The 23,995-nt window shown below is 66.7% G+C and carries 21 protein-coding genes; 11 read left to right on the top strand and 10 right to left on the bottom strand.

The window, feature by feature from the left end; all coding sequences use genetic code 11:
• The first annotated feature begins 168 nt into the window (after positions 1-168).
• Positions 169-555: a hypothetical protein gene (locus CKW06_RS18700; protein ID WP_024956768.1), complete on the top strand. Its 387-nt coding sequence runs from the start codon at positions 169-171 to the stop codon at positions 553-555.
• Positions 556-814: 259 nt separating this feature from the next.
• Here CKW06_RS18700 and coaE read toward each other — a convergent pair whose 3' ends face one another.
• Genes coaE through CKW06_RS18685 form a run of 3 tightly spaced genes read right to left on the bottom strand, consistent with a single transcriptional unit; the run spans position 815 to position 3,568 of the window.
• On the bottom strand, positions 815-1,426 hold the full coding sequence (gene coaE, locus CKW06_RS18695; protein WP_024956769.1) for a dephospho-CoA kinase: 612 nt from the start codon (positions 1,424-1,426) through the stop codon (positions 815-817).
• Positions 1,427-1,437: 11 nt separating this feature from the next.
• The gene (locus CKW06_RS18690) at positions 1,438-2,301 is read right to left on the bottom strand and encodes a prepilin peptidase (RefSeq protein WP_012481100.1); all 864 of its coding nucleotides are present in this window, start codon (positions 2,299-2,301) and stop codon (positions 1,438-1,440) included.
• 7 nt (positions 2,302-2,308) lie between these two features.
• On the bottom strand, positions 2,309-3,568 hold the full coding sequence (locus CKW06_RS18685) for a type II secretion system F family protein (RefSeq protein ID WP_024956770.1): 1,260 nt from the start codon (positions 3,566-3,568) through the stop codon (positions 2,309-2,311).
• Between the two features lie 352 nt (positions 3,569-3,920).
• On the opposite strand from CKW06_RS18685, the gene CKW06_RS18680 reads away from it, so the two are divergent.
• The 3 genes from CKW06_RS18680 (at position 3,921) to pilB (ending at position 6,875) form a co-directional block, all read left to right on the top strand.
• Complete coding sequence (locus tag CKW06_RS18680) at positions 3,921-4,358, top strand: pilin (RefSeq protein WP_024956771.1); 438 nt, start codon at positions 3,921-3,923, stop codon at positions 4,356-4,358.
• A 152-nt stretch (positions 4,359-4,510) separates the two neighbouring features.
• Positions 4,511-4,918 (top strand): pilin, encoded by a 408-nt coding sequence (locus CKW06_RS18675; protein WP_024956772.1) that lies wholly within the window; start codon positions 4,511-4,513, stop codon positions 4,916-4,918.
• Between the two features lie 223 nt (positions 4,919-5,141).
• A complete protein-coding gene (gene pilB, locus CKW06_RS18670) occupies positions 5,142-6,875 on the top strand; it encodes a type IV-A pilus assembly ATPase PilB (RefSeq protein ID WP_024956773.1) in 1,734 nt (577 codons plus the stop codon).
• A gap of 125 nt (positions 6,876-7,000) precedes the next feature.
• Here the strand turns inward: pilB and CKW06_RS18665 are convergent, their stop codons facing one another.
• Together CKW06_RS18665 and CKW06_RS18660 are read right to left on the bottom strand one after the other, a co-directional pair.
• Positions 7,001-8,374: a sigma-54-dependent transcriptional regulator gene (locus CKW06_RS18665; protein WP_005410795.1), complete on the bottom strand. Its 1,374-nt coding sequence runs from the start codon at positions 8,372-8,374 to the stop codon at positions 7,001-7,003.
• Positions 8,375-8,434: 60 nt separating this feature from the next.
• A complete protein-coding gene (locus CKW06_RS18660) occupies positions 8,435-10,048 on the bottom strand; it encodes a sensor histidine kinase (protein WP_024956774.1) in 1,614 nt (537 codons plus the stop codon).
• A 357-nt stretch (positions 10,049-10,405) separates the two neighbouring features.
• Between CKW06_RS18660 and sucC the strand changes: the two genes are divergently transcribed.
• The 3 genes from sucC to CKW06_RS18645 all read left to right on the top strand — a co-directional run bounded on the left by sucC (position 10,406) and on the right by CKW06_RS18645 (position 14,348).
• Complete coding sequence (gene sucC / locus CKW06_RS18655) at positions 10,406-11,575, top strand: ADP-forming succinate--CoA ligase subunit beta (protein ID WP_024956775.1); 1,170 nt, start codon at positions 10,406-10,408, stop codon at positions 11,573-11,575.
• 21 nt (positions 11,576-11,596) lie between these two features.
• Entirely contained in the window at positions 11,597-12,472 is an 876-nt protein-coding gene (gene sucD, locus CKW06_RS18650) for a succinate--CoA ligase subunit alpha (protein WP_005410793.1), read from the top strand.
• A gap of 241 nt (positions 12,473-12,713) precedes the next feature.
• On the top strand, positions 12,714-14,348 hold the full coding sequence (locus CKW06_RS18645; RefSeq protein WP_024956776.1) for an NAD+ synthase: 1,635 nt from the start codon (positions 12,714-12,716) through the stop codon (positions 14,346-14,348).
• Positions 14,349-14,697: 349 nt separating this feature from the next.
• Here CKW06_RS18645 and CKW06_RS18640 read toward each other — a convergent pair whose 3' ends face one another.
• Positions 14,698-15,900: a lipase family protein gene (locus tag CKW06_RS18640; protein ID WP_024956777.1), complete on the bottom strand. Its 1,203-nt coding sequence runs from the start codon at positions 15,898-15,900 to the stop codon at positions 14,698-14,700.
• 189 nt (positions 15,901-16,089) lie between these two features.
• On the bottom strand, positions 16,090-16,977 hold the full coding sequence (locus tag CKW06_RS18635; RefSeq protein ID WP_024956778.1) for an outer membrane protein assembly factor BamD: 888 nt from the start codon (positions 16,975-16,977) through the stop codon (positions 16,090-16,092).
• Between the two features lie 113 nt (positions 16,978-17,090).
• On the opposite strand from CKW06_RS18635, the gene rluD reads away from it, so the two are divergent.
• From rluD to CKW06_RS18615, 4 genes are read left to right on the top strand one after another with little or no spacing between them, the layout of a single operon-like run.
• Positions 17,091-18,080, top strand: coding sequence for a 23S rRNA pseudouridine(1911/1915/1917) synthase RluD (rluD, locus tag CKW06_RS18630; protein ID WP_005410789.1), 990 nt, complete (start codon positions 17,091-17,093; stop codon positions 18,078-18,080).
• On the top strand, positions 18,080-18,850 hold the full coding sequence (pgeF, locus tag CKW06_RS18625; protein ID WP_024956779.1) for a peptidoglycan editing factor PgeF: 771 nt from the start codon (positions 18,080-18,082) through the stop codon (positions 18,848-18,850). The genes rluD and pgeF overlap by 1 nt, the downstream gene beginning before the upstream one ends.
• A gap of 2 nt (positions 18,851-18,852) precedes the next feature.
• The gene (locus tag CKW06_RS18620; RefSeq protein ID WP_005410787.1) at positions 18,853-19,377 is read left to right on the top strand and encodes a DUF4166 domain-containing protein; all 525 of its coding nucleotides are present in this window, start codon (positions 18,853-18,855) and stop codon (positions 19,375-19,377) included.
• Entirely contained in the window at positions 19,352-19,789 is a 438-nt protein-coding gene (locus CKW06_RS18615; protein ID WP_024956780.1) for a thiol-disulfide oxidoreductase DCC family protein, read from the top strand. The genes CKW06_RS18620 and CKW06_RS18615 overlap by 26 nt, the downstream gene beginning before the upstream one ends.
• A gap of 72 nt (positions 19,790-19,861) precedes the next feature.
• Here CKW06_RS18615 and otsA read toward each other — a convergent pair whose 3' ends face one another.
• From otsA to otsB, 3 genes are read right to left on the bottom strand one after another with little or no spacing between them, the layout of a single operon-like run.
• Positions 19,862-21,226 carry an alpha,alpha-trehalose-phosphate synthase (UDP-forming) gene (otsA, locus tag CKW06_RS18610; protein WP_005410785.1) on the bottom strand — a complete coding sequence of 455 codons (1,365 nt, stop codon included), beginning with the start codon at positions 21,224-21,226 and terminating at the stop codon, positions 19,862-19,864.
• Complete coding sequence (locus tag CKW06_RS18605) at positions 21,223-23,004, bottom strand: glycoside hydrolase family 15 protein (protein ID WP_005410784.1); 1,782 nt, start codon at positions 23,002-23,004, stop codon at positions 21,223-21,225. Before CKW06_RS18605 ends, otsA begins: the two co-directional genes overlap by 4 nt.
• Before the next feature lie 41 nt (positions 23,005-23,045).
• A complete protein-coding gene (gene otsB / locus CKW06_RS18600; RefSeq protein ID WP_005410783.1) occupies positions 23,046-23,804 on the bottom strand; it encodes a trehalose-phosphatase in 759 nt (252 codons plus the stop codon).
• Between the last annotated feature and the right edge of the window lie 191 nt (positions 23,805-23,995).

Genomic DNA, 23,995 nt, shown 5'->3' with positions numbered 1-23,995 from the left:
GAAAATGCATCGTCTGCCCTCGCTTTGGCGGACGGTGCGTGGGGATTCGCCAGAATCCGCTGGAGTCTTTTTCCTTCGCTTTTGAGTTGTTGGGTCTCCGGTACGCCAACCCGCACCGTCCGCCACCTTGCATCTGCAGGTGGCCTGCCGTCTGCGAGGAGCTTCATCATGTCCACCCGCCCGCTGTTCCCCCAATTGCACGCCCTGATCGGCGATGCCGCCCACCTGCTGCCTGCCGACGTCGCCGAGCGGGTCGAAGTTCTGCTGGATGACCCCAGGGACCTGCTGCCCGCCCTGCTGGCGCGCATGGATGGCCGCGACGCCGCCGACGGCCAGCGGCTGGATGTGCAGGGGGCCAGCCCGGCGCAGGCCGCCACGATGGCTGGTCTCAGCCGCACGCTTGCCGGCCTGAATACCCTGATCCAGCTGCTGCACGCTGCCGAAATCGCGCGGGAGCAGGGTGGCGCCCGCCAGCAGCTCAATCCCGATGTGGTCGACGGCCTGCTGTTGGGCGCCCGCGAACTGGCCCGCTACGCCCACCAGCAGCTGGAGTAGATCCACGCCACGCATGGATGCGCTTCGGTAGTGCCGGCCGCCGGCCGGCAATCGAATCGACCAGTAGATCCACGCCACGCATGGACGCGCTTTGGTAGTGCCGGCCGCTGGCCGGCAATCGAATCGGCCAGTAGGTCCACGTCACGCATGGATGCGCTTCGGTAGTGCCGGCCGCTGGCCGGCAATCGAATCGGCCAGTAGATCCACGCCACGCATGGATGCGCTTCGGTAGTGCCGGCCGCTGGCCGGCAACCAGGCCTCAAGCCCCGGCCAAGCCCAGATACCGCGCATGCAGCTGTTCCACCTGCACCTGCAGGTCCTCCGGCTGCCCATCATTGACCACTACGTCATCGGCCAGTGCCAAGCGCTGCGCACGGCTGGCCTGCGCAGCAATCATCCGGTCGGCCAGCGCAGCATCAATGCCATCGCGCTGCATCAGCCGGGCATGCTGCACGGCTTTCGGTGCATCCACCAGCAATACCCGGTCCAACCAAGGGTAAGCCTTCCGCCCGCCCACCTCGGTCAGCAGCGGAATGGCCGCAATCGCATAGGGGCTCTCAGCCTGCTCGCACTGCTGTTGCATCAGCAGGCGGATGGCCGGGTGGGTGATGGCTTCCAGCGCCGTCCGCTCGGCCGGATCGGCAAAGACGTGGGCGCGCAGGCGGGCCCGGTCCAGGTTGCCGTCGGCCAGCAGCATGTCGGCGCCGTAACGCTCGGCAATGCGGGCCAGCGCCGGGCTGTCGGCAGCCACCACGGCCCGGGCGGCCAGGTCGGCGTCGGCCACCACGATGCCCAGCGCTTCGAAGCGCCGGGTCACTTCACTCTTGCCCGAGGCGATGCCACCGGTCAGGCCAACCACATAGCGGCTCATGGGGCCTCCCCTCAGCGCAGCCCGCTCATCACCATGTACTGCTCCACCAGCGGCGCACCCCACATGAAGTACAACCAGCCGGCAATGGCCAGGTAAGGGCCGAACGGAATCGGCGTGGCGCGGTCACGGCCCCGGCTGTACAGCCAGATCGAGCCGATGATGGCTCCCAGCACCGACGAGAGCAGGATGATCGGCAGGACGCCCTTCAGCCCGCACCAGGCGCCCAGCGCTGCCAGCAGCTTGAAATCGCCGTGGCCCATGCCTTCCTTGCCGGTCAGCTGCTTGAACAGCCACCAGACCGTCCACAGCGACAGGTAGCCCACCGCCGCGCCCACCAGGGCGGGCTTGGCCGGCATGTACAGGTTGTCGATGCTGCCTATCAGCCCCAGCCACATCAGCGGCAGGGTGAGCTGGTCGGGCAGCAGCTGGGTGCGCAGGTCGATGCCGGACAATGCGATCAGGAAGCAGGTCAGCACGATGGCGCCGAAACCCTGCCAGCCGAAGCCGAACTGCCAGACGCAGGCCACCACCAGCAGTGAGGTCAGCGCCTCCACCAGCGGGTACTGCAGCGAGATCGGTGCCTTGCAGTGGCGGCACTTGCCGCCCTGGATGATCCAGCTGAACAGCGGGATGTTCTCGTACCAGCTCAGCTTGTGCTTGCAGTGCGGGCAGTGCGACGGCTCGACCACGATCCCCGGCGGGGGTGGTTCATAGAAGTCCGGTTCCTCCAGGACTTCGCGCGCATCGCGCTTCCACTGCCATTCCAGCCGCTTGGGCAGGCGCAGGATGACGACGTTCAGGAAACTGCCCAGCAGCAGTCCGAAGGCGGCCGCGGCGGGGTAGCCGAGGCCAGGATGCTGGTCGAGAAAAGCCATGTATGTGTTATCCGACGACGGCGCCGAGTTTGAAGATGGGAAGGTACATGGCAATCACCATGCCGCCCACAATGGTACCAATGAACACCATGATCATCGGTTCCAGCAGGCTGCTCAGGGCATCCACCGAATTGTTGACCTCCTGCTCATAGTACTCGGCCACCTTGAACAGCATGGCGTCCAGCGCACCAGCCTCTTCGCCGATGCCGGTCATCTGGATGACCATGTGCGGGAACAGGTTGGTCTGCTTCATCGACATGTTCACCGGGTAACCCACCGAGACGTCGTCGCGCATGCGCAGCACCGCCTCTTCGTACACGGTATTGCCGGTGGCGCCGGCCACGATGCCCAGCGCCTCCACCAGCGGCACGCCGGCCTTGAAGGTCACCGCGGTGGTGCGCGAGAAGCGGGCGATGGCGCTGTTGTGCATGATCTGCCCGATCACCGGCACCTTCAGCACGAACCGGTCCATCGCATGCTGCATCTTCGGCGAGCGCTTGTAGGACATGACCAGAGCGACCGCCGTACCGATCGCGACCAGCAGCATCAGCCACCACCACGACACCATGAACCGCGAGAGATTCACCACCATCTGGGTGAAGGCGGGCAGCTCGGCACCGAAGCTCTTGAACACGTCCTCGAACTGCGGCACCACGAACACCAGCATGATGCCGCTGACCAGCATGGCCACCACGACCACCATGATCGGGTAGAACAGCGCTTTCTTGATCTTGCCCTTCAGCGCTTCGATGTTCTCCTTGTAGGTGGCCACCGTGTCCAGCACGGTTTCCAGCACGCCGGCGCCTTCGCCGGCCCGCACCAGGTTGCGGTACAGCTCGTCGAACTGCACCGGGTGCTTGCTGACTGCTTCGTACATCGAGGAACCGCCCTCGATGTCGGTGCGGATGGTGTCGACCAGCTTCTTCATCCGCGGGTTCTTGTGCCCGCTGGCGATGATGTCCAGCGCCGACACGATCGGCACGCCGGATTTCATCATCGTGGCCATCTGCCGGCTGAAGAAGGCGATGTCCTTGGGCTTGACCGGGCTGCCGGCAGCGCCGAACAGCGGCTTCGACTTCGGCTTGACCTGGCCCGGGTTGATGCCCTGGCGGCGCAGCTCGGCGCGCAGCAGGTTGGCGTTCTTGGCCAGCTGCTCGCCCTTCATCTTCACGCCCCGCTTGTCGGTCCCCTCCCAGACAAACGGCTGCAGCTCCATGGTGGCACGCGCCACCGGCTCTTTCTTGATCGCACTGCGACTGACAGACATGTTGGCTCCCCAAGACCCGCCATCCCCAGGCGGGTAACTAGCCATCGATGGTAGCGGGTTCAAGGCCGGATGGGCAGTTGGCAGGCGGCCCAGCGTGCGATTTCGTGCCGGGTGCCGACCAAAGGTGACGCACTGCGTCACATTGCCGCGTCCATCGCAGATTCGGATGCGGGGGGTTCCCATCCGCGAAATTGCTGCCATCATGGGCGCGGGGAAATCCAGGGGGAGGCGTGCCGGGGTTGGCACGCAACCTGCGTTGATCCACCCGCAGGGCATGGGGCCCGCTCAACCGGCACAGCCCGGTCCGATCCCGTGCACTGAACTCAACCACCACTATCTTGGGGATGTACCAATGAAGAACCAGAAGGGCTTCACCCTTATCGAACTGATGATCGTCGTCGCGATCATCGCCATCCTGGCCGCCATCGCGCTGCCGGCCTACCAGGACTACACCTCGAAGTCGAAGGTCACCGCTGCGCTGGCCGACCTGGCCTCGCACAAGACCCAGTTCGAGATGGAGAAGAGCGCGGGCCGTGATCCGAATCCGAATAGCGCCGGTTTCCAGGGCACTTCGACGGGTAGCTGCTCATTGATCGCAGTGGACGGTGATGGCATGACCTGCACCATCCGTGATCCGGGCCGTATTGGTAGCGAGTCCACCATTGCCTTGACCTACACCGACTCTACTGTAAATGCCGCTACGGGCGCTATCACCACTGCTGGTGGCTTCGCCTGTGTTACCACCAGTGTGGCGGAAAAGTTCCGTCCGAAGGGCTGCACTGGTACCTAATACTCTTGACGTGACAGGCATAGGAATTTTCTGCTCCTGTAGCTGTCATCAGAGTTGACACAGGGCCCGCTTCGGCGGGCCTTGTGCTGACCGAGATACAAAATTCAGTCAGCACGCAGCAATGGGGATTGCTGGATTAAACAGGGGGAGTCATGAACACGCAGAAGGGCTTCACGCTCATCGAACTGATGATCGTGGTGGCCATCATCGCCATCCTTGCGGCGATTGCGGCTGTGGCATTTCAGCCATACGTCGTGCGCACCCAGTTGGCGGCGGCACTTGCGGATATCACGCCGGGAAAGACCAAGGTGGAAATCCTCGTCAACGAGAACCGTCCGGCCAGTCTGATCACCCCCGAGTTCATCGGTGGCGCCCAGAACGCCCACTGCTCCAACGTCGAAGCCGAACTCAGCGATTCCGGCGTCGGCCATATCAGCTGCACCTTGAAGGGACACAGCGCGCTGGACGGCAAGGACCTGATCCTGCGCCGCTCCGCCGAGGGCATCTGGAGCTGCGATGGCAGCGCGTTCGAAGCGCGCTATCGCCCGACCGGCTGCTGATCACACTTCAGCGCATCCGATGGGATGCTGGCTGCCCCTTGACGGGGCTATCATCCCCGGGGGAGTCAGGATCGTGCCTGCCGGGCCGGGAGTGCCGGGCAAGGCAGTGTTGCTCATGGATTGGCGATGCCGATGGCCATTGGGTCGCGGCGGGTTCTGCTGCCCCGTGCGGTGTCCGTGCAAGACGCACGGCATGGCATGACCCCATGAGCCAAGGATTCATATGAACGCTGTCACCACCGCCAATCTTGTCGGCATCACCGGCCTGGCCCGTCGCCTGGTGCAGGACGGGGCCCTGGACGAGGCCACCGCCCGCGACGCCATGGCCAAGGCCGCCGCCGCGCGCCAGCCACTGCCGACCTGGTTCGCGCAGAACAAGCTGGTCAATGCCTCGCAGCTGGCCGCCGCCAACGCGGTCGAGTTCGGCATGCCGCTGTTCGACGTGTCCACTTTCGACGCCAGCCAGAACGCGATGAGCCTGGTCAGCGAGGAGCTGCTGCGCAAGCACAACGTGCTGCCGCTGTTCAAGCGCGGTGGCAAGCTGTTCGTCGGCACCAGCAACCCGACCCACTCGCTGGACGAGATCAAGTTCCATACCAACCTGGTGGTCGAGCCGATCCTGGTCGACGAGGACCAGATCCGGCGCACGCTGGAACAGTGGCACGCCAGCCATGACGCCCTTGGCGACGCCCTGGGTGGCGATGACGATGGCATGGGCAACCTGGACGTGGCGGCCGGCGACGAGGATCTGGGCGCCACCGGCGGCGATTCCGGCATCGACGCCAAGGGTGACGACACCCCGGTGGTGAAGTTCGTCAACAAGGTGCTGGTCGATGCGATCCGCAAGGGCGCCTCGGACATCCACTTCGAGCCCTACGAAGACGATTACCGCGTGCGCCTGCGCATCGACGGCCTGCTGAAGATGGTGGCGCGCGCGCCGGTGAAGCTGAACCAGCGCATCGCCGCGCGCCTGAAGGTGATGGCACAGCTGGACATCGCCGAGAAGCGCGTCCCGCAGGACGGCCGCATCAAGCTCAACCTGTCCAAGACCAAGCAGATCGACTTCCGCGTCAGCACGCTGCCAACCCTGTTCGGCGAGAAGGTGGTGCTGCGTATCCTCGATGGCAGCGCGGCCAAGCTGGGCATCGACAAGCTGGGTTACGAGCCGGACCAGCAGAAGCTGTTCCTGGATGCCATCCACAAGCCGTACGGCATGGTGCTGGTGACCGGCCCGACCGGTTCGGGCAAGACAGTGTCGCTGTATACCGCGCTGGGCATCCTCAACGACGAGACGCGCAACATCTCCACTGCCGAAGATCCGGTGGAAATCCGCCTGCCCGGCGTCAACCAGGTACAGCAGAACAACAAGCGCGGCATGACGTTCGCCGCGGCGCTGCGCTCGTTCCTGCGACAGGACCCGGACATCATCATGGTCGGCGAAATCCGCGACCTGGAAACGGCGGAGATCGCGATCAAGGCCGCGCAGACCGGCCACATGGTGCTGTCCACGCTGCATACCAACGATGCGCCGCAGACCATCGCGCGCCTGATGAACATGGGTATCGCGCCCTACAACATCACCAGCTCGGTGACGCTGGTGATCGCCCAGCGCCTGGCGCGCCGCCTGTGCGGCAACTGCAAGCGTCCGTCCAGCCTGCCCGAACATGCGCTGCTGGCCGAAGGCTTCACCCAGGCGCAGCTGGATGCGGGCATCGAGCTGTACGAGGCCGTGGGCTGCGACGAATGCACCGAGGGCTACAAGGGCCGGACCGGCGTCTACCAGGTCATGCCGATGACCGATGAGATCGCCACCATCGTGCTGGCCGGTGGCAATGCGCTGCAGATTGCCGAGGCGGCGCAGCAGATCGGGGTGAATGACCTGCGCCAGTCGGCATTGAAGAAGGCGGCGGCGGGCATCACCAGCCTGGCCGAGATCAACCGCGTCACCAAGGATTGAGGTAGATCCACGCCATGCGTGGATGACGCGATGCATGAGGTTGCCGGCCAGCGGCCGGCACTGCCAGGTCGGTGGTACGCGCCGGGTCAGAGCCCTTTCCTTTGAAAAGGGATCCGACCCCGGGTTTACTCCATCCCCAGCTTCTTCAGCTTGTAGCGCAGCGCACGGAAGGTGATGCCCAGCTGCGCGGCGGTACGGGTCTTGTTCCAGCGGTTCTCTTCCAGCGCACGCTGGATGGCGCTGCGCTCGAGCTGCTCGATGTAGGAGGGCAGGGCGGCGCTGCCCGGCTGCAGGTCGGCCACGGCTTCGGCGGGCGCGGCACTGCCGGGTGCACGCGGCGCGTGCTGCGGCAGGCGCAGGTCATCGGCGCCGATGCAGTCTTCCTCGGCCAGGGCCAGCGCACGTTCCAGGATGTTCTCCAGCTCGCGCACATTGCCCGGGAACGCGTACTGCGCCAGTGCTTCCAACGCCGATGGCGCCAGCAGCGGGGTGGCGCGGCCGTGGCTGCGGGCCAGGCGGGCCAGCACGGCGGCGGCCAGTTCGGGCAGGTCCTGGCGGCGTTCGCGCAGTGGTGGCACCTTCAGTTCGATCACGTTGATGCGGTAGTACAGGTCGTGGCGGAAGCGCCCGTCCTCGACCAGCTCGGCCAGGTCCTTGTGGGTGGCCGAGAGGATGCGGACATCCACCGGCTCCTCGTTGGCCGCGCCCACCGCGCGCACCGACTTTTCCTGGATCGCGCGCAGCAGCTTCACCTGCATCTGCAGCGGCAGTTCAGCCACTTCGTCCAGGAACAGGGTGCCGCCGTGCGCAGCCTGGAACAGGCCGGGCTTGTCGGCGTGCGCGCCGCTGAAACTGCCCTTGCGATGGCCGAAGAATTCGCTCTCCATCAGCTCGCCGGGAATGGCACCGCAGTTGACCGGCACGAACGGGCCGGCCGCGCGCGCGCCCTGGGCATGGATGGTGCGTGCAACCAGCTCCTTGCCGACGCCCGACTCGCCGAGGATGTAGACCGGCGCCTGGCTGCGCGCGACCTTGCCGATGGTGGTGCGCAGCACATCCATGGCCTGCGAGTGGCCCAGCAGGCGCCCGCCCTGTTCGGCGTTGGGGCCCGGTGCGGGGCGCTCGGCGTTGTTGAGTTCCAGCGCGTGCTTGACCAGTCCGCGCAGCACCGAGATGTCCACCGGCTTGCTGACGAAATCGAACGCACCGGCCTTCAGTGCCTCCACGGCGAGATCCATGCTGCCGAATGCGGTGATCATCGCCACCGGCGTGCGCGGGTAGTGCTGGGCGATCTCGCTGACCAGTTCGATGCCGTTGCCATCGGGCAGGCGCATGTCGGTGATGCACAGGTCGTACGGATTGCTGGCCAGCAGCTCACGTGCCTCGGCCAGGTTGGCGGCGGTACTGATGCGCAGCCCCATGCGGCCGAGGGTCAGCACCAGCAGTTCGCGGATGTCGCGTTCGTCGTCGACGACGAGGGCGCTGCGGGTTTCATTCATGGGCGTGAAAGATAAACGAGGGGGCTGGAAGCGACAAATGTTTGACGCACAGAATGGGGATCAGCTCGGCAGCAGCGTATGTGGACCGGGCAGCACCAGGCGGAAGCAGGAGCCACCGGCCGGCACCGCGATGTAGTCCAGGCGGGCCTGGTTGGCCCTGCACAGCTCGCGCGCGATGTACAGGCCCAGTCCCGTGCCATGCTCGGACGTGGTGAAGAAGGGCCGGAACAGCTGCGCGGCCACGCTCTCCGGGATACCCGGGCCACGGTCCATCACGTCGATCACCGCGCTGCGTTCGTGCTGGGCCACGCGCAGCCGCACCCGTGCAGGCTGCTGGCCGATGCGGCCGTACTTCAGTGCGTTGTGCACCAGCACGGTCAGCACCTGGTAGAGATGCTTGGCGTCGACCTGGGCCATCACCGATGTGTCGCTGATGATCGGTTCGATGCTGTCGGTTTCCAGGGTCTGGCCCTGCTTGTACTCCAGCACGAAGCGGCGCACGAAGGCGACCAGGTCCACGTTCTCCGGCGTGGCGCGTTCGCGCCGAGCCAAGCCCAGCACGCTCTCGACGATGCCGTTGGTGCGCTGGCACTGCTGGCGGATGATCTGCAGCAGGCGGCGGTCGCTTTCGTTGAAGCCGGTGCCTTCCTCGAGCAGCTGCACGGCATAGTTGATCGCCGCCAGCGGATTGCGGATCTCGTGCGCCAGGCTGGCCGAGAAGCGGCCCATCGCCGACAGAGTGAGCGATTCGGCGCGGCGCGAGACCACGCTGGAATCGTCCAGGAACACCAGCGCAAGGTCGCTGCCGGCCAGCAGGCGGGCAAAGCGCGGCTGCACTTCCGGCTGGTCGGGGTTGAGCTGCAGCGGCAGTTCGTCCTGTGCCCAGCCATTGCGCCAGCGCTGCAGCCGGCGCGCCAGTTCCGGTGCGGCACTGGCCAGGTCCAGGCGCCCGCTTTCGCCGTTGCCGTCGTTATCGCCCAGCAGCATCGAGGCGGCTTCGTTGGCCAGGGTGATGCGGTTGTCGGCGTCCACCACCAGCACGCCGGTGCGCATGCGGCGGATGATCAGTTCGTTGATCTGGAACAGGTTGGCGACTTCATCGCCGCGCTGGTTGGCCAGCTGCTGGTTGCGGCGGGCGCGGTTGCCCACCTGGTAGCTGATGAAGGCCAGTGCCAGGTAGCTGGTGGCGAACATCGCCAGTTCGGCGAGGGTGCGGGTGGGGTCGCCGCCTTCCAGCAGCTTCCAGGTGTACTCGACGCCGGTGGCCAGGCTGGCGGCCAGCGCCAGGCCCAGCCCCAGGCTGAGCGGCAGCAGGGTGGCGGCGGCGGCGATGTTGAACAGCAGCGACATCGAGATACCGGCACTGGCGCCGGGCAGGGCGTGCGACAGCAGGGTGGCGGCCACGATATCCACCAGCACGCCACTGACCACGATCGGGCGCAGCCAGCGTTCGTTGCGGCCGACCACCAGGGCCAGCAGCGACAGGGCCAGGTAGATGACCGCAACGACATCGGCCAGCCGCGGGTGGTGGGCTTCGCCGACCATGGCCGACAACGGGCTGTAGAGCAGGGCGGCAATGACCGTAGCGATCAGCACCCGGTACAGCGCGAAGAAATGCAGTTCACGCCGCGGAATCGATTCGATGCGGTCAATCAATGAAGCACTGGGTGACACGCCGGAACTCCCCTTCTGGCTGCCTGGGTCTGGATTCTGCGGCGGGCCTGCCCGGCGTCCCCTGAAGCCGGGCCGGCACGTCGCGTTTGCAAAGGGCAGTATAGGGCCCCCGGCCGGGCGCCGCCGAAGTGACCCGGATCGCGCATTTGGCCCGGTGCGGACACCGGTGGCCAGCCCCGGCCCGGGTGCAACTGCCTGAATGACCGTGGAAATCTGCCCGCGTCTGGCGTTTTGTACAGACTTCTTTGCGCCCCGGCGCCGGCTCGGCCACAATAGTGGGCCCGCCGCGGTCCATGCCGGCGCCCCGCCGGGGCCCTGAGGAATTGCGTGCGGTCGTTCCTATTCCCACGGTGACGCATGAATTTCCACGAATACCAGTCAAAACAACTGCTTGCCGAGTACGGCATCCCGGTCCCGGCCGGCAAGGTCGCTGCGACCCCGGACGAAGCGGTTGCCGCTGCCAACTCCCTGGGCCAGGGCCCCTGGATGGTCAAGGCGCAGATCCACGCTGGCGGCCGCGGCAAGGCTGGCGGCGTCAAGTTCTGCAAGACCACCGACGACGTGAAGGCCGCCGCGGCCAAGATGCTCGGCACCAAGATGGCCACCTACCAGACCGCTGGCGTTGAACTGCCGGTCAACCTGGTGCTGGTGACCACCGCCGGCGAGATCGTCAAGGAACTGTACCTGTCGGTGCTGGTCGACCGTGGCACCAAGACCATCACCTACATCGCCTCTTCGGAAGGCGGCGTGGAGATCGAGCAGGTCGCCGCTGAAACCCCGGAGCTGATCCACTCGCTGAACGTCGACTTCGTCGAAGGCGTGCAGGGTTACCACGGCCGCGATTTCGGCTTCAAGCTGGGCCTGACCGCCAAGCAGGCCGGCCAGTTCGCCAGCATCATGGTGAACCTGTACCGCCTGTTCAACGAAAAGGACCTGGCCCTGGTTGAAATCAACCCGCTGGCCATCCTGGACGACGGCAACCTGTACGCGCTGGACGGCAAGTTCGACAGCGACGACAACGCCGCGTTCCGCCAGAAGGCCCTGGTCGCCATGCGCGACAAGACCCAGGAAGATCCGACCGAAGTGATCGCTTCGGAGCTGGACATCAACTACGTCACCATGGACGGCAACATCGGCTGCATGGTGAACGGCGCCGGCCTGGCCATGGCCACCATGGACGTCATCAAGCTCAAAGGCGGCGAGCCGGCGAACTTCCTGGACGTGGGCGGCGGTGCCAACAAGCAGCGCGTCATCGAAGCCTTCAAGCTGATCCTGTCCTCGGACAAGGTCGAAGGCATCTTCGTCAACATCTTCGGCGGCATCGTCCGCTGCGACATGATTGCCGAAGGCATCATCGCCGCCGTGAAGGAAGTGGGCGTCAAGGTTCCGGTCGTGGTGCGCCTGGAAGGCACCAACGTGGAAGAAGGCAAGCAGCTGCTGCGTGACAGCGGCATGGCCATCATCCCGGCTGACAACATCAACGATGGCGCCAAGAAGATCGTTGAAGCTGTCAAGAACGCCGCCTGATACCGACACCAAGGAATTCCAATGTCTGTTTTGATCAACAAGAACACCAAGGTGATCGTGCAGGGCTTCACCGGCCAGCAGGGCACCTTCCACGCCACTCAGATGATCGAGTACGGCACCCAGGTTGTCGGCGGCGTGACCCCGGGCAAGGGTGGCACCACCCATATCGACCTGCCGGTCTTCAACACCGTTGCCGACGCCGTGCAGAGCACCGGCGCCAACGCCTCGGTCATCTACGTGCCGCCGCCGTACGCGGCTGACGCGATCCTGGAAGCCGCTGCTGCCGGCATCAAGGTCATCGTCTGCATCACCGAAGGCATCCCGGTGCTGGACATGCTGCGCGTCAAGAACGTGCTGACCCGTTCGCATCCGGACACCGTGCTGATCGGGCCGAACTGCCCGGGCGTCATCACCCCAGGTGAGTGCAAGATCGGCATCATGCCGGGCCACATCCACCAGCCGGGCAAGATCGGCATCGTGTCGCGTTCGGGCACCCTGACCTATGAAGCGGTCAAGCAGACCACCGAAGTCGGCCTGGGCCAGTCCACCTGCATCGGCATCGGTGGTGACCCGATCAACGGCCTGAACTTCGTCGACTGCCTGAAGCTGTTCAACGAAGACCCGCAGACCGAAGGCATCATCATGGTTGGCGAAATCGGCGGCGACGCCGAAGAAGCCGGCGCCGAGTACATCAAGAACCACGTGAAGAAGCCGGTCGTCGGTTTCATCGCCGGTGCGTCGGCTCCGGCCGGCAAGCGCATGGGCCACGCCGGTGCGATCGCCTCGGGCGGCAAGGGCACTGCCGAAGGCAAGTTCGCCGCCATGGAAGCGGCCGGTGTTGTCACCGTCCGCTCGCCGGGCGACCTGGGCGCTGCCATCGCCAAGCTGGTCAAGTAAGACCGCTGGGCGGGGGATTGTAGAGTCGACTGTTAGTCGACTGCTCTTCCCACCGGCTGCTGCAAAACAGAAAGGCCGCCTCCGGGCGGCCTTTCTGCGTCTGGCGCCCTGGCCATCCCGGCAAGCTCATCCACGCATGGCGTGGGTCTACTGAGCCGGGGCTGTCCACGCAGCGAGCGCGCCCGGCGCGCGCATGGCGCAGCGCTACAATGGCGGCATTGCAACCACAGGCTGGATTCCCATGGCTTCGATCCGCATCGCGATGGCGCAGTTCGACTTCCCGGTCGGCGACGTCGCCGGCAACACCGAGCGCATCATCGAGATGATCGGCCAGGCGCGCGACGAGTACGGCGCCGAGCTGGTGATGTTCCCCGAGCTGGCGGTGAGCGGTTATCCGCCGGAAGACCTGCTGCTGCGCCCGGGCTTCCTGTACGAGTGCGAGCAGGCAATGATGCGCATCGCCGGTGCCTGCCGCGGCATCACCGCGGTGGTCGGCTGGCCGCAGGCGGCTGGCGCGGTGGTCTACAACGCCGCCAGCGTGCTGCGCGATGGCCTGGTCGAGCAGACCTACCGCAAGCGTGAGCTGCCCAATTACGCCGTGTTCGACGAACGCCGCTACTTCGATGTTGATCCGGACGGCGGCAGCTGCGTCTTCGAGGTCAACGGCATTCCGGTGGGCCTGCTGATCTGTGAGGACCTGTGGTTCGCCGAGCCGCTGGCCGACACCGTGCGCGCCGGCGCGCAGCTGGTGGTGGTACCCAATGCCTCGCCGTACGAGCGCGGCAAGCACGCCCAGCGCGATGCGGTGCTGGCCGCACGCACCCGCGAGAGCGGGGCAGCGATTGCCTATCTCAATGTGGTCGGTGGCCAGGATGCGCTGGTGTTTGATGGCGCCTCGGTGGTGGCCGATGGTGACGGCACGGTGCACCCCGCCGCCGCCGCCTTCGTCGACCAGTGGCTGGTGGTGGAGTACGACGGCCAAACACGCCGCTTCATGCCGCACGTGTGGATGGACGACGGCGACGAGAGCATGGACGCGCTGGCCTGGCGCGCGGTGACCCGTGGCATCCAGGATTACTGCCGCAAGAACGGTTTCAAGAAGGTCTGGCTGGGCCTGTCCGGTGGCATCGATTCGGCGCTGGTACTGGCGCTGGCGGTCGACGCGCTCGGCGCCGAGAACGTTACCGCTGTGCGCCTGCCGTCGCGCTACACCGCCGGCATGTCCAACGACCTGGCCGCCGAGCAGTGCCAGGCACTGGGCGTGAAGCTGGAAGCGGTCTCGATCGAGCCGGCGTTCAAGGGCCTGATGGAATCGCTGGCGCCCATGTTCGAAGGCACTGCGCCGGACGTGACCGAAGAGAACCTGCAGTCGCGCAGCCGTGGCGTGATCCTGATGGCGCTGGCCAACAAGTTCGGTGGCCTGTTGCTGACCACCGGCAACAAGAGCGAGTACGCGGTGGGTTACGCCACCATCTACGGCGACATGTGCGGTGGCTACGCGCCGTTGAAGGACCTGTACAAGACCGAGGTGTTCGGCCTGTCCAAGTGGCGCAATACCGTGGGCGGTGCGCCGGTGATCCCGCCGGCGGTGATCAGCCGCCCGCCGTCGGCCGAACTGCGCGAGAACCAGCTGGACCAGGACTCGCTGCCGGCCTATGACGTGCTGGACGGCATCCTGTACCGCTACATCGACCAGGAGCAGTCGCGCACGGAGATCGTTGCCGCCGGTTATGACGCGGCCGTGGTCGACCGCGTGCTGCGCCTGGTGCGCATCAGCGAGTGGAAGCGGCACCAGGCCGCGCCAGGCCCGAAGGTGTCGCGCCGTGCTTTCGGTCGTGAGCGTCGCTACCCGATCAGCAACGGCTACAAGGGTTGAGGTAGCCGTTGGCAGGTAGTGCCGGCCGCTGGCCGGCAACGCCGTATGCCGCGCATCCACGCATGGCGCGGATCTACTGCCTTTGGTAGTGCCGGCCGCTGGCCGGCAACCCGTATCCCGCGCATCCACGCATGGCGTGGATCTACTGCCTCCGGTAGTGCCGGCCGCTGGCCGGCAACCCGTACCCCGCGCATCCACGCATGGCTCGGATCTACTGCCTCCGGTAGTGCCGGCCGCTGGCCGGCAACCCGTATCCCGCGCATCCACGCATGGCGTGGAGCTACTGCCTTTGGTAGTGTCGGCCGCTGGCCGGCAACCCGTACCCCGCGTATCCACGCATGGCGTGGATCTACCGGGCGTCGTCGAGCAGCTGTTCGAGGCCGGCGGTTTCCGCAGCGTCGTTGAAGTGGCCCTCCCCCAGCCGGGCTCGTACGAACGCCAGGCCATCCGCCGCCGCCGCGTCGAGCGTGCCGCGATGGTCGACCGGGTAGCGCCGGAACGCGACCGGCTCGCCGCGCAGCGCCAGGCCTGCGGCATACAGCAGGGTGGTCAGATAGGGCACGTCGCGGTCCTCGCTGCCGTGGCCCAGCATCAGCGGTTGGCTGAAACCGCGGCGCGGTACGCCGAGATAGTCGTACAACACGGCCCAGATGCCTGGCACGCTGGTCAGCGGTGCGGTGAACATGCTGCCGGTATCCGCGCCGTCCAGCGTGGTGGCCAGTTCGCCCAGGCACTGCTCGCGTGCCACTGCCACGCGAGCGCGGCCGGTGTCGCTGAGGACGCGGTCGATCTGCGGCGCAACCTGCAACAGACCATCGAGCAGATACGCGTGATACGCGTTGAGCGCGCCAGGATTGGCGGTGCGGTTGTCCGGCTTCATCACCAGTGCGGTCAGCTCGACGGCGGTGGGCGTGCCGGTGGTGAAGCTGCCGCGGTAGTGCAGCGACGGGCCAGCATAGGTGGGCGCCAGATGCCCGGCAGTGAGCGCGGCGGCACCACCCTGCGAATGGCCGACCGAGACCCAGCGCGGCGACAGCGTTGCGGTGCCCAGATACTGGCGGCTGGCTTTGACGAGGTCGATGGCATTGCGTGCGGCGGTGCGCACATGCAGATAAGCATGGTCACCTGGACTGCCGAGGCCCTGGTAGTCCGCAGCAACCACCGCATAGCCCTGTGCCAGAAACTGATCGAGGAAGCGGCCGTCGCGTTCGGGTTGGTAGGGGCCGGACACCGAGGGCGCACAGCGATCCGCGATGCCCTGGGTGCCATGTGCCCAGGACACCACCGGCCAGCCGCCTGCAGGCGCCGCGCCGGCGGGCAGGTACAGCAGGCCGGTGCCTTCGGCCAGCTGGCCGCGATGATCCGGGGTGCGGTAGTGCAGCTTGTAGGCCTGCGCGGCCTTGGACGGCACCCATGACGCGCGATAGGGGGCAGCAGACAGCAGATCGCCCGGTGCGGGTGAGGCAGCCGCCACGGGGCCCGAGGACAGCGCCAGCAGGGCAGTGGCGAGGAGGCAGGCGAGGGGGCGGAAACGACGGGGTGGTGGGGCCATGGGCGCTCCTTCACGGCCGGGATGGCCGTTGCGCCGCAGTGTGGAGGGCCTCACCTACGCCGATTGGGACCGGCGTCGCATCCGCCGGGGATTCGTAGAATTCCTAGTGTCGTGGTCCATGGTCGCGCGAACCCTCCACGCATGGCGTGGATCTGCCGACAAAGAAAAGGCCCCTTTCGGGGCCTTCTTTTACTTCTTTTCCAGTCGCGCGTTGCGCTGGCCGGTGCTGGCGGACTTTTCGCCAGCGAACGGGTTCAGCTTGCGGATCATCCACGGATACTTTGGCCACTTGCCTTCCAGCCACGGGTGGTCCGGCTGGTTCAGCTGCAGGACGCGGCGGGCGTCGTCGGCCAGGGTCTTGTTGCCCAGGTGGGTGTAGGAATCGGCCAGGACGGCGACGGCATCGTACTGGAACGCGCTCTGCGGATAGGTTTCCAGCAGGTAGTTGGCGCGGCCGGCGGCCGAGACCCAGGCGCCGCGGCGCATGTAGTACAGGGCGTTGTCCAGCTCATGCTGGGCGAACACGTCACGCAGCTCCAGCATGCGCTGGCGCGCATCGGCGGCGTAGCGGCTGTTCGGGTAACGGTCCACCACGATGTTGAAGTCCGAATACGCCTGGTGCGGCGTGGACAGATCGCGGCGGCTGGCATCCAGTGACCATACGCGGCGCAGGAAAACCGTACTGCGGTTGGAGTTGGCCAGGCCGCGCAGGTAGTACAGGTACGCGATGTTGCGATGGGTCGGGTAGGTACGGATGAAGCGGTCGATGCTGGACACCGCATCGTCGTGCTTGCCGGCCTTGTACTGCGCGTAGGCGGTTTCGATCATCGCCTGTTCGGTATACGGGCCGTACGGATACTGGGCCACGAGGCGGCGGAAGCTGGTTTCAGCCCCGCTCCAGTTGCCACCCTGCATCAGCTTGTGGCTCTTCTCGTACAACTGTTCGACCGGCGTCCCTTCATCGGGGCGATCGCCCTTCTTGGCGCCACGGTGGCAGCCGGTGGCGGCGATGACCAGCACCAGCAGCAGGGCGGTGAGGCGGACGGGCGCGGAGAGCATGGAGGAGCGTCGGATCATGAGGTCAAGGCGGGACGCGGCTGGAATACGAAGGGTCGATGATAGCCTAGTGTCCTGTCCAGCGACTGAAACCGGCCGCCGGGACCCCAAAATTTCAAAGAATGCCCCCTGCCATGTCTGAACAACCCTCTGAATCGGCCCGCCAGGCCATCGTCCCCGACACCGCTGCCGGCCGCCGTTTCGACGCCGTGGTGGCCGAATTGTTCCCCGAATACTCGCGTTCGCGCCTGACCGAGTGGATCAAGGCCGGGGAGGTCCTGCTGGACGGCGCCCAGGTGCGCCCGCGCGATCCGCTGCGCGGTGGCGAGGTGGTGACCCTCAACGTGGTACTGGAAACCCAGACCGACGCCCAGCCGGAGGACATCCCGCTGGACGTGCTGTTCGAGGACGAGCACCTGCTGGTGATCAACAAGCCGGTCGGCCTGGTGGTGCACCCGGGCGCGGGCAACCACAGCGGCACCCTGGTCAACGCCCTGCTGTTCCGCGATCCGTCGGTGGCGGTGCTGCCGCGCGCGGGCATCGTGCACCGCCTGGACAAGGACACCAGTGGCGTGATGGTGGTGGCCAAGACCCTGGAAGCGCAGACCGCGCTGGTCGAGCAGCTGGCCGCACGCGACGTGCACCGCCAGTACCTGGCCATCGTGATGGGTGCGCTGGTGGCCGGCGGTACCGCCGATGCCCCGATCGACCGCCACCCGCGCGACCGCCTGAAGATGGCGGTGCGCGAGGACGGCAAGGAAGCGATCACCCACTACCGCCTGCGCGAGCGCTTCCGTGCGCACACCGCGCTGGAGTGCCGCCTGGAAACCGGCCGTACCCACCAGATCCGCGTGCACATGGCGCATGTGCGCCATCCGATCATCGGTGACCCGCTGTACGGCGGTGCGCTGAAGCTGCCCAAGGGGGCCAGCGATGAGCTGGTGGCCGCGCTGCGTGGCTTCAAGCGCCAGGCCCTGCACGCCGAGACCCTGGAGTTCACGCACCCGATCACTGGTGAGCTGGTGCGCAACACCGCGCCGGTGCCGGAGGACATGCTGCACCTGATGAAGGTGCTGCGCGAAGACAGCGAAGCCTTCGCCGCGCGTGAGCGGGACCGCTGGTGATGGCCGCCGTGCTGCCGGTGCTGCAGGCGGACTGGCCGGCGCCGCCGGGCGTCAATGCGCTGACCACGCGTCGGCACGGTGCGGGCATTTCGCCGGCGCCGTTCGCGCAGTTCAACCTGGGCAACCGGCACGCGGCCGACGGTGATACCCCAGCCAACGTAGAGCACAACCGCCAGCTGCTGCAGCAGGGGCTGGGGCTGCCCTCGACACCGCACTGGCTGCGCCAGGTGCACAGCAGCACCGTGCTGCGCTTCACCGCGCCGCCGGTGCCCGGCGCAAGCGAGCCGGTGGCCGATGCCGCAGTGACCTCGGTGCCGGGCGTGGTGCTGGCGATCCTGACTGCCGACTGCCTGCCCGTGGTGTTTGCCGCCGCCGATGGCAGTGAGGTGGGCGCGGCCCACGCAGGCTGGCGTGGCTTGGCCGATGGCATGCTGGAGGCCACCGTGGCCGCCATGCAGACGCCGCCGGCGCAGCTGCGGGCCTGGCTGGGCCCGGCCGCCGGACCGGCCGACTACGAGATCGGCGAGGAGGTCTACCACGCCTTCGTCGGCCATGATCCGGCCGCCGAGGCGGCGTTCGTGGCCACCCGCGCAGGCCATTGGAAGGTGGACCTGTTCGCGCTGGCGCGGCAGCGGTTGCAGGCGGCGGGCATGGACCCGGCGCAGGTCCATGGCGGCACGGTGTCGACCATGGCCGATCCGGACCTGTATTCGCACCGGCGCGACCGTCGCACCGGGCGCATGGCGACGCTGGCCTGGATCGCGCCCTGACCTTGCCGCTGTTCGCGCGCGTGCTGGGGCCGGCCTTCGCCACCCTGGCCGCGCCGGTGCAGGCGTTGCATGCCGCGCCGTTGCCCTGCCGCTACGTGGGGCAGGCGCGTATCGTGAGGGGGCGGCACTGGCTGGTGCCGCTGTTGGCCGCGTTGGCGCGGCTGCCGAAGGACGGTGGAGCGTTGCCGACCGAAGTGGCGTTCAGTGCACACGGGCAGGGCGAGCAGTGGGCGCGGCAGTTTGGCCGCTGGCCGATGGTGTCGCGGCTGTGGGCGCACGAGGGCTGCCTGCGCGAGCAGTTGGGCGCGGTGCGCTTCGAGTTTGATCTGCAGGCCCGCGAGGGTGGCATCGACTGGTCGGTGCGCCGGGTCTGGGCGTTCGGGCTGCTGCCGCTGCCGAGGCGCTGGTTTGGTGGCGTACGTTGCCGCGAAGCCTGGCAGGGCGAGCGTTACACTTTCCTGGTCGATGTGACGCTGCCCTGGGCGGGAGCCCTGATCCGCTATGAAGGTTGGCTCGAACCGCAGTGAGGCCGCCGCCGAGGCGGGCAGCGCGATGATCGTATTCGATGGCGTATGCGCGCTGTGCAACCGCTGGGTGCGCTTCCTGCTGCGTTTCGACCGCGCGGGGCGCTACCGCTTTGCGGCGATGCAGGGGCAGCAGGGCAGCGCGATGTTGCGCGCGCACGGGCTGGACCCGCAGGACCCGATGTCGTTCCTGCTGCTGGACGCGCAGGGCGCCTGGACCGATACCGATGCGATCCTGCGCGTGCTGGCGGGGCTGGGCGGCGCCTGGCGCCTGATCGGCGTGTTGCGGGCAGTGCCGCGCGGCTGGCGTGATGCCGCGTACCGCGCGCTGGCGCGCAACCGCTACCGCTGGTTCGGGCGGCACGACGCCTGTCATCTGCCCGCACCGGAGCAGGCAGCGCGATTCCTGGATTGAAGGAAAAAGAGGACGGAGGGGATCAAGGCGTCTGTGCACAACTGCCTTGATCCCCTCCGTCCCCTTTTTTCCTCAACCTTCCAGCGCGTCCAGATAGCTGCGGCGCCAGTGATTGATGTCGTAGGTGCGCAGGTGATCCATCATCGCGTGCCAGCGTTCCTTGCGCCTGCTCAGTGACATCGTTGCTGCCGTGGCGATGGCGTCGGCCACGCCGTCCAGATCGTGCGGGTTGACCAGCAATGCCTGCTTGAGTTCGTCGGCAGCGCCGGCCAGCAGCGACAACACCAGCACGCCGGGATCTTCCGGGTCCTGCGACGCCACGTATTCCTTGGCCACCAGGTTCATTCCATCGCGCAACGGCGTGACCAGGCCGACCGCCGCCGCCCGGTAGAAGCCGGTGAGGGTGGCATGGGTGAAGTTCTGGTTGACGTAGCGCAGCGGCGTCCAGTCAGGTTCGGCGTGACCACCATTGATGTGGCCGGCGATCTGTTCCAGCTGGCTGCGCAGCTGCCGGTACTCGGTGACATCGCCGCGCGAGACCGGGGCGATCTGCAGGTAGGTCAGCGAGCCGCGCTGGTCGGGGTGGCGCTCAAGATAGCGCTCGAAGCCAAGGAAGCGTTCGGGCAGGCCCTTGGAATAGTCCAGGCGATCCACGCCGATCGCCAGCTGGCGATCGCGCAGACTGGCGCGCAGGTTCTTCACGGCGGCCTTGGTGGCCGCGGTGCCGGCCTGGCGTGCGATCAGCTCGGTGTCGATGCCGATCGGGAAGGCGGCGGCACGGAAGCGGCGCCCGCCCGGTGCTTCCAGCTCGCCGTTGTCGAGCACGCGGCCGCCGCCGAACAGGCGCAGGTAGGTCTGGAAGCGATCAGCGTCGCGTTGGGTCTGGAAGCCGACCAGGTCGTAGGCGTACAGCGCGGAGAACAGCCGCAGGTGGTCGGGCATCGCCTGCAGCAGGTCGGCAGACGGCATCGGGATATGCAGGAAGAAGCCTATGCGACAACCGATGCCGCGCTCGCGCAGCAGCGCACCGAGCGGGATCAGGTGGTAGTCGTGGATCCAGACGATGTCGTCCTCGCGCAGCAGTGGCGCGAGCTTGTCGGCGAACAGCGCGTTGACCTTGTGGTAGGTCTCGCGGGTGCCGCGGTCGTAGTCGACCAGATCCAGGCGGAAGTGCAGCAGCGGCCACAAGGTGCGGTTGGCGAAGCCGTTGTAGTAGCCATCGACCTCGCGCTTGCTCAGGTCCATGGTGACGTAGTCGATGTCACCGTCTTTCTGCCGGTGCAGCGTGCCGCTGCCTTCCTTCACCGTCTTGCCGCTCCAGCCGAACCACAGGCCGCCGCGTTCCTTCAGGGCAGCCAGCAGGCCGACAGCCAGGCCGCCGGCGCGGTTCTCGCCGGGCACGGCCACACGGTTTGAGACCACGACCAGACGACTCACGATGCCTCCTGCCAGGACCGCGACAGGCGCATTGCGGCGGTGATCAGGCCGACGTGCGAATAGGTCTGCGGGAAATTGCCCCAGGCCTCGCCGCTGTCGAAGGCCAGATCCTCCGACAGCAGGCCCAGGTGGTTGCGCTGCTTCAGCAGCAGCTCGAACATCTCACGTGCTTCATCCATGCGCCCGATCGCGGCCAGCGCGTCGATGTACCAGAAGGTGCAGATGGTGAAGCTGGTCTCCGGCTCACCGAAGTCATCCGGCGCGACATAGCGGTACAGCGAATTGCCATGCTTGAGGTCGCGGCCGATGGCATCGACGGTGGCGATGAAGCGGGCGTCCAGCGCGTCGATGAAACCGATATCGGCCAGCAGCAGCAGCGAGGCATCCAGCCGATGGCCGCCGAAGGTATCGGTGAAGTGGCCCAGCTCCTCGTTCCAGGATTCGGCCATGATGCGCGCGTGGATGGTGTCGGCGCGCTCGCGCCAGTAATGCGCGCGGTCGTCACGCTTCAGGCGCACGGCGATCTTGCACAGGCGGTCGCAGGCGGCCCAGCACATCGCGCTGGTGTAGGTGTGCACTTCGGTGCGGCCGCGGAATTCCCACAGGCCGGCATCGGGTACGTCGTGCAGGGCGAAGGCCTGTTCGCCCAGGGGTTCCAGGCGGGCAAAGGTGTGCGCATCACCCGGGTCCTGCAGGCGCCGGTCGAAGAACAGCTGCGTGGACGCCAGCACCACGCTGCCGTAGACATCGTGCTGGCGCTGCACCCAGGCCAGGTTGCCGCGCCGTACCGGGCCCATGCCGCGATAACCGGACAGGCTGGGCACTTCGTCTTCGTCCAGCTTGGCCTCGAAGCCGATGCCATACAGCGGCTGCAGCGTGCCGTCGGTGGTGGCCAGGTTGAAGATGTAGCCGAGGAACTGTTCCATCGTGCGCGTTGCGCCGAGACGGTTCAGCGCCCGCACCACGAAGGCCGCGTCGCGCAGCCAGCAGTAGCGGTAGTCCCAGTTGCGCACGCTGCCGGGTGCTTCCGGAATGGAAGTGGTCATCGCCGCGATGATCGCGCCGCTGTCCTCGTACTGGCACAGCTTCAACGTGATCGCACTGCGGATGACCGCGTCCTGCCATTCCAGTGGAATGGACAGGTAGCGCACCCACTCGCGCCAGTAGTCGCGGGTGCGCTGGAAGGCTTCCTGCACGTAGCCGCTGATCGAACGATTGAGCGATTCATCCACGCCCAGGATCAGGTGAATCGGATGGTTGAGCACGAACGGCAGGCCGTCGCGCACGAAGCGCACCGGCACATCGGTGGTCAGCCGCAGCACGTGTTCGGGCAGGATCCAGCGCACATGGTTGCTGCCCCAGGTGGATTCGGGCACGCGTGCGCCCCAGTCCGCCAGTGGTCGCGCACGCACGGTGATGCGCGGGCTGCCAGCCAGCGGACGCACCTGGCGGATCAGGCTGACCGGGCGGTAGAAGCGATCGTTCTGGCGCCAGCGCGGGGCGAAATCGAGGATTTCCAATGCGCCGCCCTGCGTGTCACGCAGCACGGTGCGCAGGATCGCAGTGTTGGTGAGGTATTCCTGCTCGCTGCTCGCGAAGTCCTCCAGCTCGATGGCGAAGTCGCCGCCGGTCTGCTGGTTGGGGCCGAGCAGGGCGCAGAAGGTCGGGTCGCCGTCGAAGGTGGGCAGGCAGCTCCAGACAACGCGGGCATGTTTGTCGACCAGGGCGCCGAAGCTGCCGTTGCCGACCACGCCCAGATCAAGATCGGGTTGGGTCATCACGCGGTACATCTCGGTTGCGGCCGTGGGGGTTGGCCGGGTCAATAGGCATTCTCACGCAGCCAGGCGTGCACGCTGCGTATGTCGGGCAGCGCGAACACGGCCGCACTGGGTTCACGTTCACCCACCAGCACGCTCCAGCCATGCTGGCCGTTGGCAGCATCGAAGCCGAATTCGTCGGTGAGGTCATCACCGAGGAACACCGGCAGGCGGCCGCGGAAGGGCAGGTACTGCATCATCCGGCGCACGGCACGGCCCTTGTCGGTGCCGACAGGTACGAACTCGACCACATGGTCGCCAGGCTGCAGGCGGTAGCTGGTGCGGCCACGCACGTGGCGGTCAGCGAACGCGCGGACATCGCTGGCGGCATGCGGCGCACCGCGCCAGTGCAAGGCCAGGCCGACGCCCTTGTCTTCCACCAGCACGCCAGGATGCCCATGGGCGAAGCGCATCGCCTGCTGGTGCAGCGCGTGCAGCCATTCGGCGGTGTCGTCGTCGTGTTCGTCGCGCAGCACACGACCGTCTTCGCCACGCAGCTCATGGCCGTGCAGGCCGGCGGCGGGTAGTTGCAGGGGGGCGAACAGTTGATCCAGCTGTTCAAGCGGGCGACCACTGACCAGTGCCACAGCACCTTCCAGGCGGTCGCTGATGCGGCCGATGGCTTCACGCACATCCGGCAGCAGCTGCACGGCATCCGGGCGTGCAGCGAATTCGATCAGGGTGCCATCGACATCGAGGAACAACGCACAGGCGTCGTCCAGCAATGGCGGTGGCGGACGCAGGGGGAGCGGTTCAGCCATGACGCCCAGCTTGCCAGCGTGGGCGTGTACGCGGGGTCGAGGGCAGGCTACGGCCCTGCTTCGGTGGGTGCCGACCGTTGGTCGGCACGGCAGGTCAGCCTGCATCCAGCTCAAACAGTGCGGGCCAACGGTCCGCACCCGCCCAAAGCAGATCCGCACCCGGATCACGAAGTTGCCGGCCAGCGGCCGGC

The organism is Stenotrophomonas maltophilia (genome assembly GCF_900186865.1).
Taxonomy (GTDB): Bacteria; Pseudomonadota; Gammaproteobacteria; order Xanthomonadales; family Xanthomonadaceae; genus Stenotrophomonas; species Stenotrophomonas maltophilia.
The sequence above is the reverse complement of the archived record's forward strand: the minus strand, read 5'-3'. Positions and strand labels throughout refer to the sequence as shown.

What these genes read in the sequence shown, in the direction of transcription:
- CKW06_RS18635 (WP_024956778.1), bottom strand. Translation starts at nt 16,977, where the DNA reads ATGATCCGACGCTCCTCCATGCTCTCCGCGCCCGTCCGCCTCACCGCC.
- CKW06_RS18615 (WP_024956780.1), top strand. Translation starts at nt 19,352, where the DNA reads ATGAAGGTTGGCTCGAACCGCAGTGAGGCCGCCGCCGAGGCGGGCAGC.
- CKW06_RS18685 (WP_024956770.1), bottom strand. Translation starts at nt 3,568, where the DNA reads ATGTCTGTCAGTCGCAGTGCGATCAAGAAAGAGCCGGTGGCGCGTGCC.
- rluD (WP_005410789.1), top strand. Translation starts at nt 17,091, where the DNA reads ATGTCTGAACAACCCTCTGAATCGGCCCGCCAGGCCATCGTCCCCGAC.
- pilB (WP_024956773.1), top strand. Translation starts at nt 5,142, where the DNA reads ATGAACGCTGTCACCACCGCCAATCTTGTCGGCATCACCGGCCTGGCC.
- CKW06_RS18640 (WP_024956777.1), bottom strand. Translation starts at nt 15,900, where the DNA reads ATGGCCCCACCACCCCGTCGTTTCCGCCCCCTCGCCTGCCTCCTCGCC.
- CKW06_RS18690 (WP_012481100.1), bottom strand. Translation starts at nt 2,301, where the DNA reads ATGGCTTTTCTCGACCAGCATCCTGGCCTCGGCTACCCCGCCGCGGCC.
- sucD (WP_005410793.1), top strand. Translation starts at nt 11,597, where the DNA reads ATGTCTGTTTTGATCAACAAGAACACCAAGGTGATCGTGCAGGGCTTC.
- CKW06_RS18645 (WP_024956776.1), top strand. Translation starts at nt 12,714, where the DNA reads ATGGCTTCGATCCGCATCGCGATGGCGCAGTTCGACTTCCCGGTCGGC.
- CKW06_RS18680 (WP_024956771.1), top strand. Translation starts at nt 3,921, where the DNA reads ATGAAGAACCAGAAGGGCTTCACCCTTATCGAACTGATGATCGTCGTC.
- CKW06_RS18665 (WP_005410795.1), bottom strand. Translation starts at nt 8,374, where the DNA reads ATGAATGAAACCCGCAGCGCCCTCGTCGTCGACGACGAACGCGACATC.
- otsB (WP_005410783.1), bottom strand. Translation starts at nt 23,804, where the DNA reads ATGGCTGAACCGCTCCCCCTGCGTCCGCCACCGCCATTGCTGGACGAC.
- sucC (WP_024956775.1), top strand. Translation starts at nt 10,406, where the DNA reads ATGAATTTCCACGAATACCAGTCAAAACAACTGCTTGCCGAGTACGGC.
- coaE (WP_024956769.1), bottom strand. Translation starts at nt 1,426, where the DNA reads ATGAGCCGCTATGTGGTTGGCCTGACCGGTGGCATCGCCTCGGGCAAG.
- pgeF (WP_024956779.1), top strand. Translation starts at nt 18,080, where the DNA reads ATGGCCGCCGTGCTGCCGGTGCTGCAGGCGGACTGGCCGGCGCCGCCG.
- CKW06_RS18605 (WP_005410784.1), bottom strand. Translation starts at nt 23,004, where the DNA reads ATGACCCAACCCGATCTTGATCTGGGCGTGGTCGGCAACGGCAGCTTC.
- CKW06_RS18700 (WP_024956768.1), top strand. Translation starts at nt 169, where the DNA reads ATGTCCACCCGCCCGCTGTTCCCCCAATTGCACGCCCTGATCGGCGAT.
- CKW06_RS18675 (WP_024956772.1), top strand. Translation starts at nt 4,511, where the DNA reads ATGAACACGCAGAAGGGCTTCACGCTCATCGAACTGATGATCGTGGTG.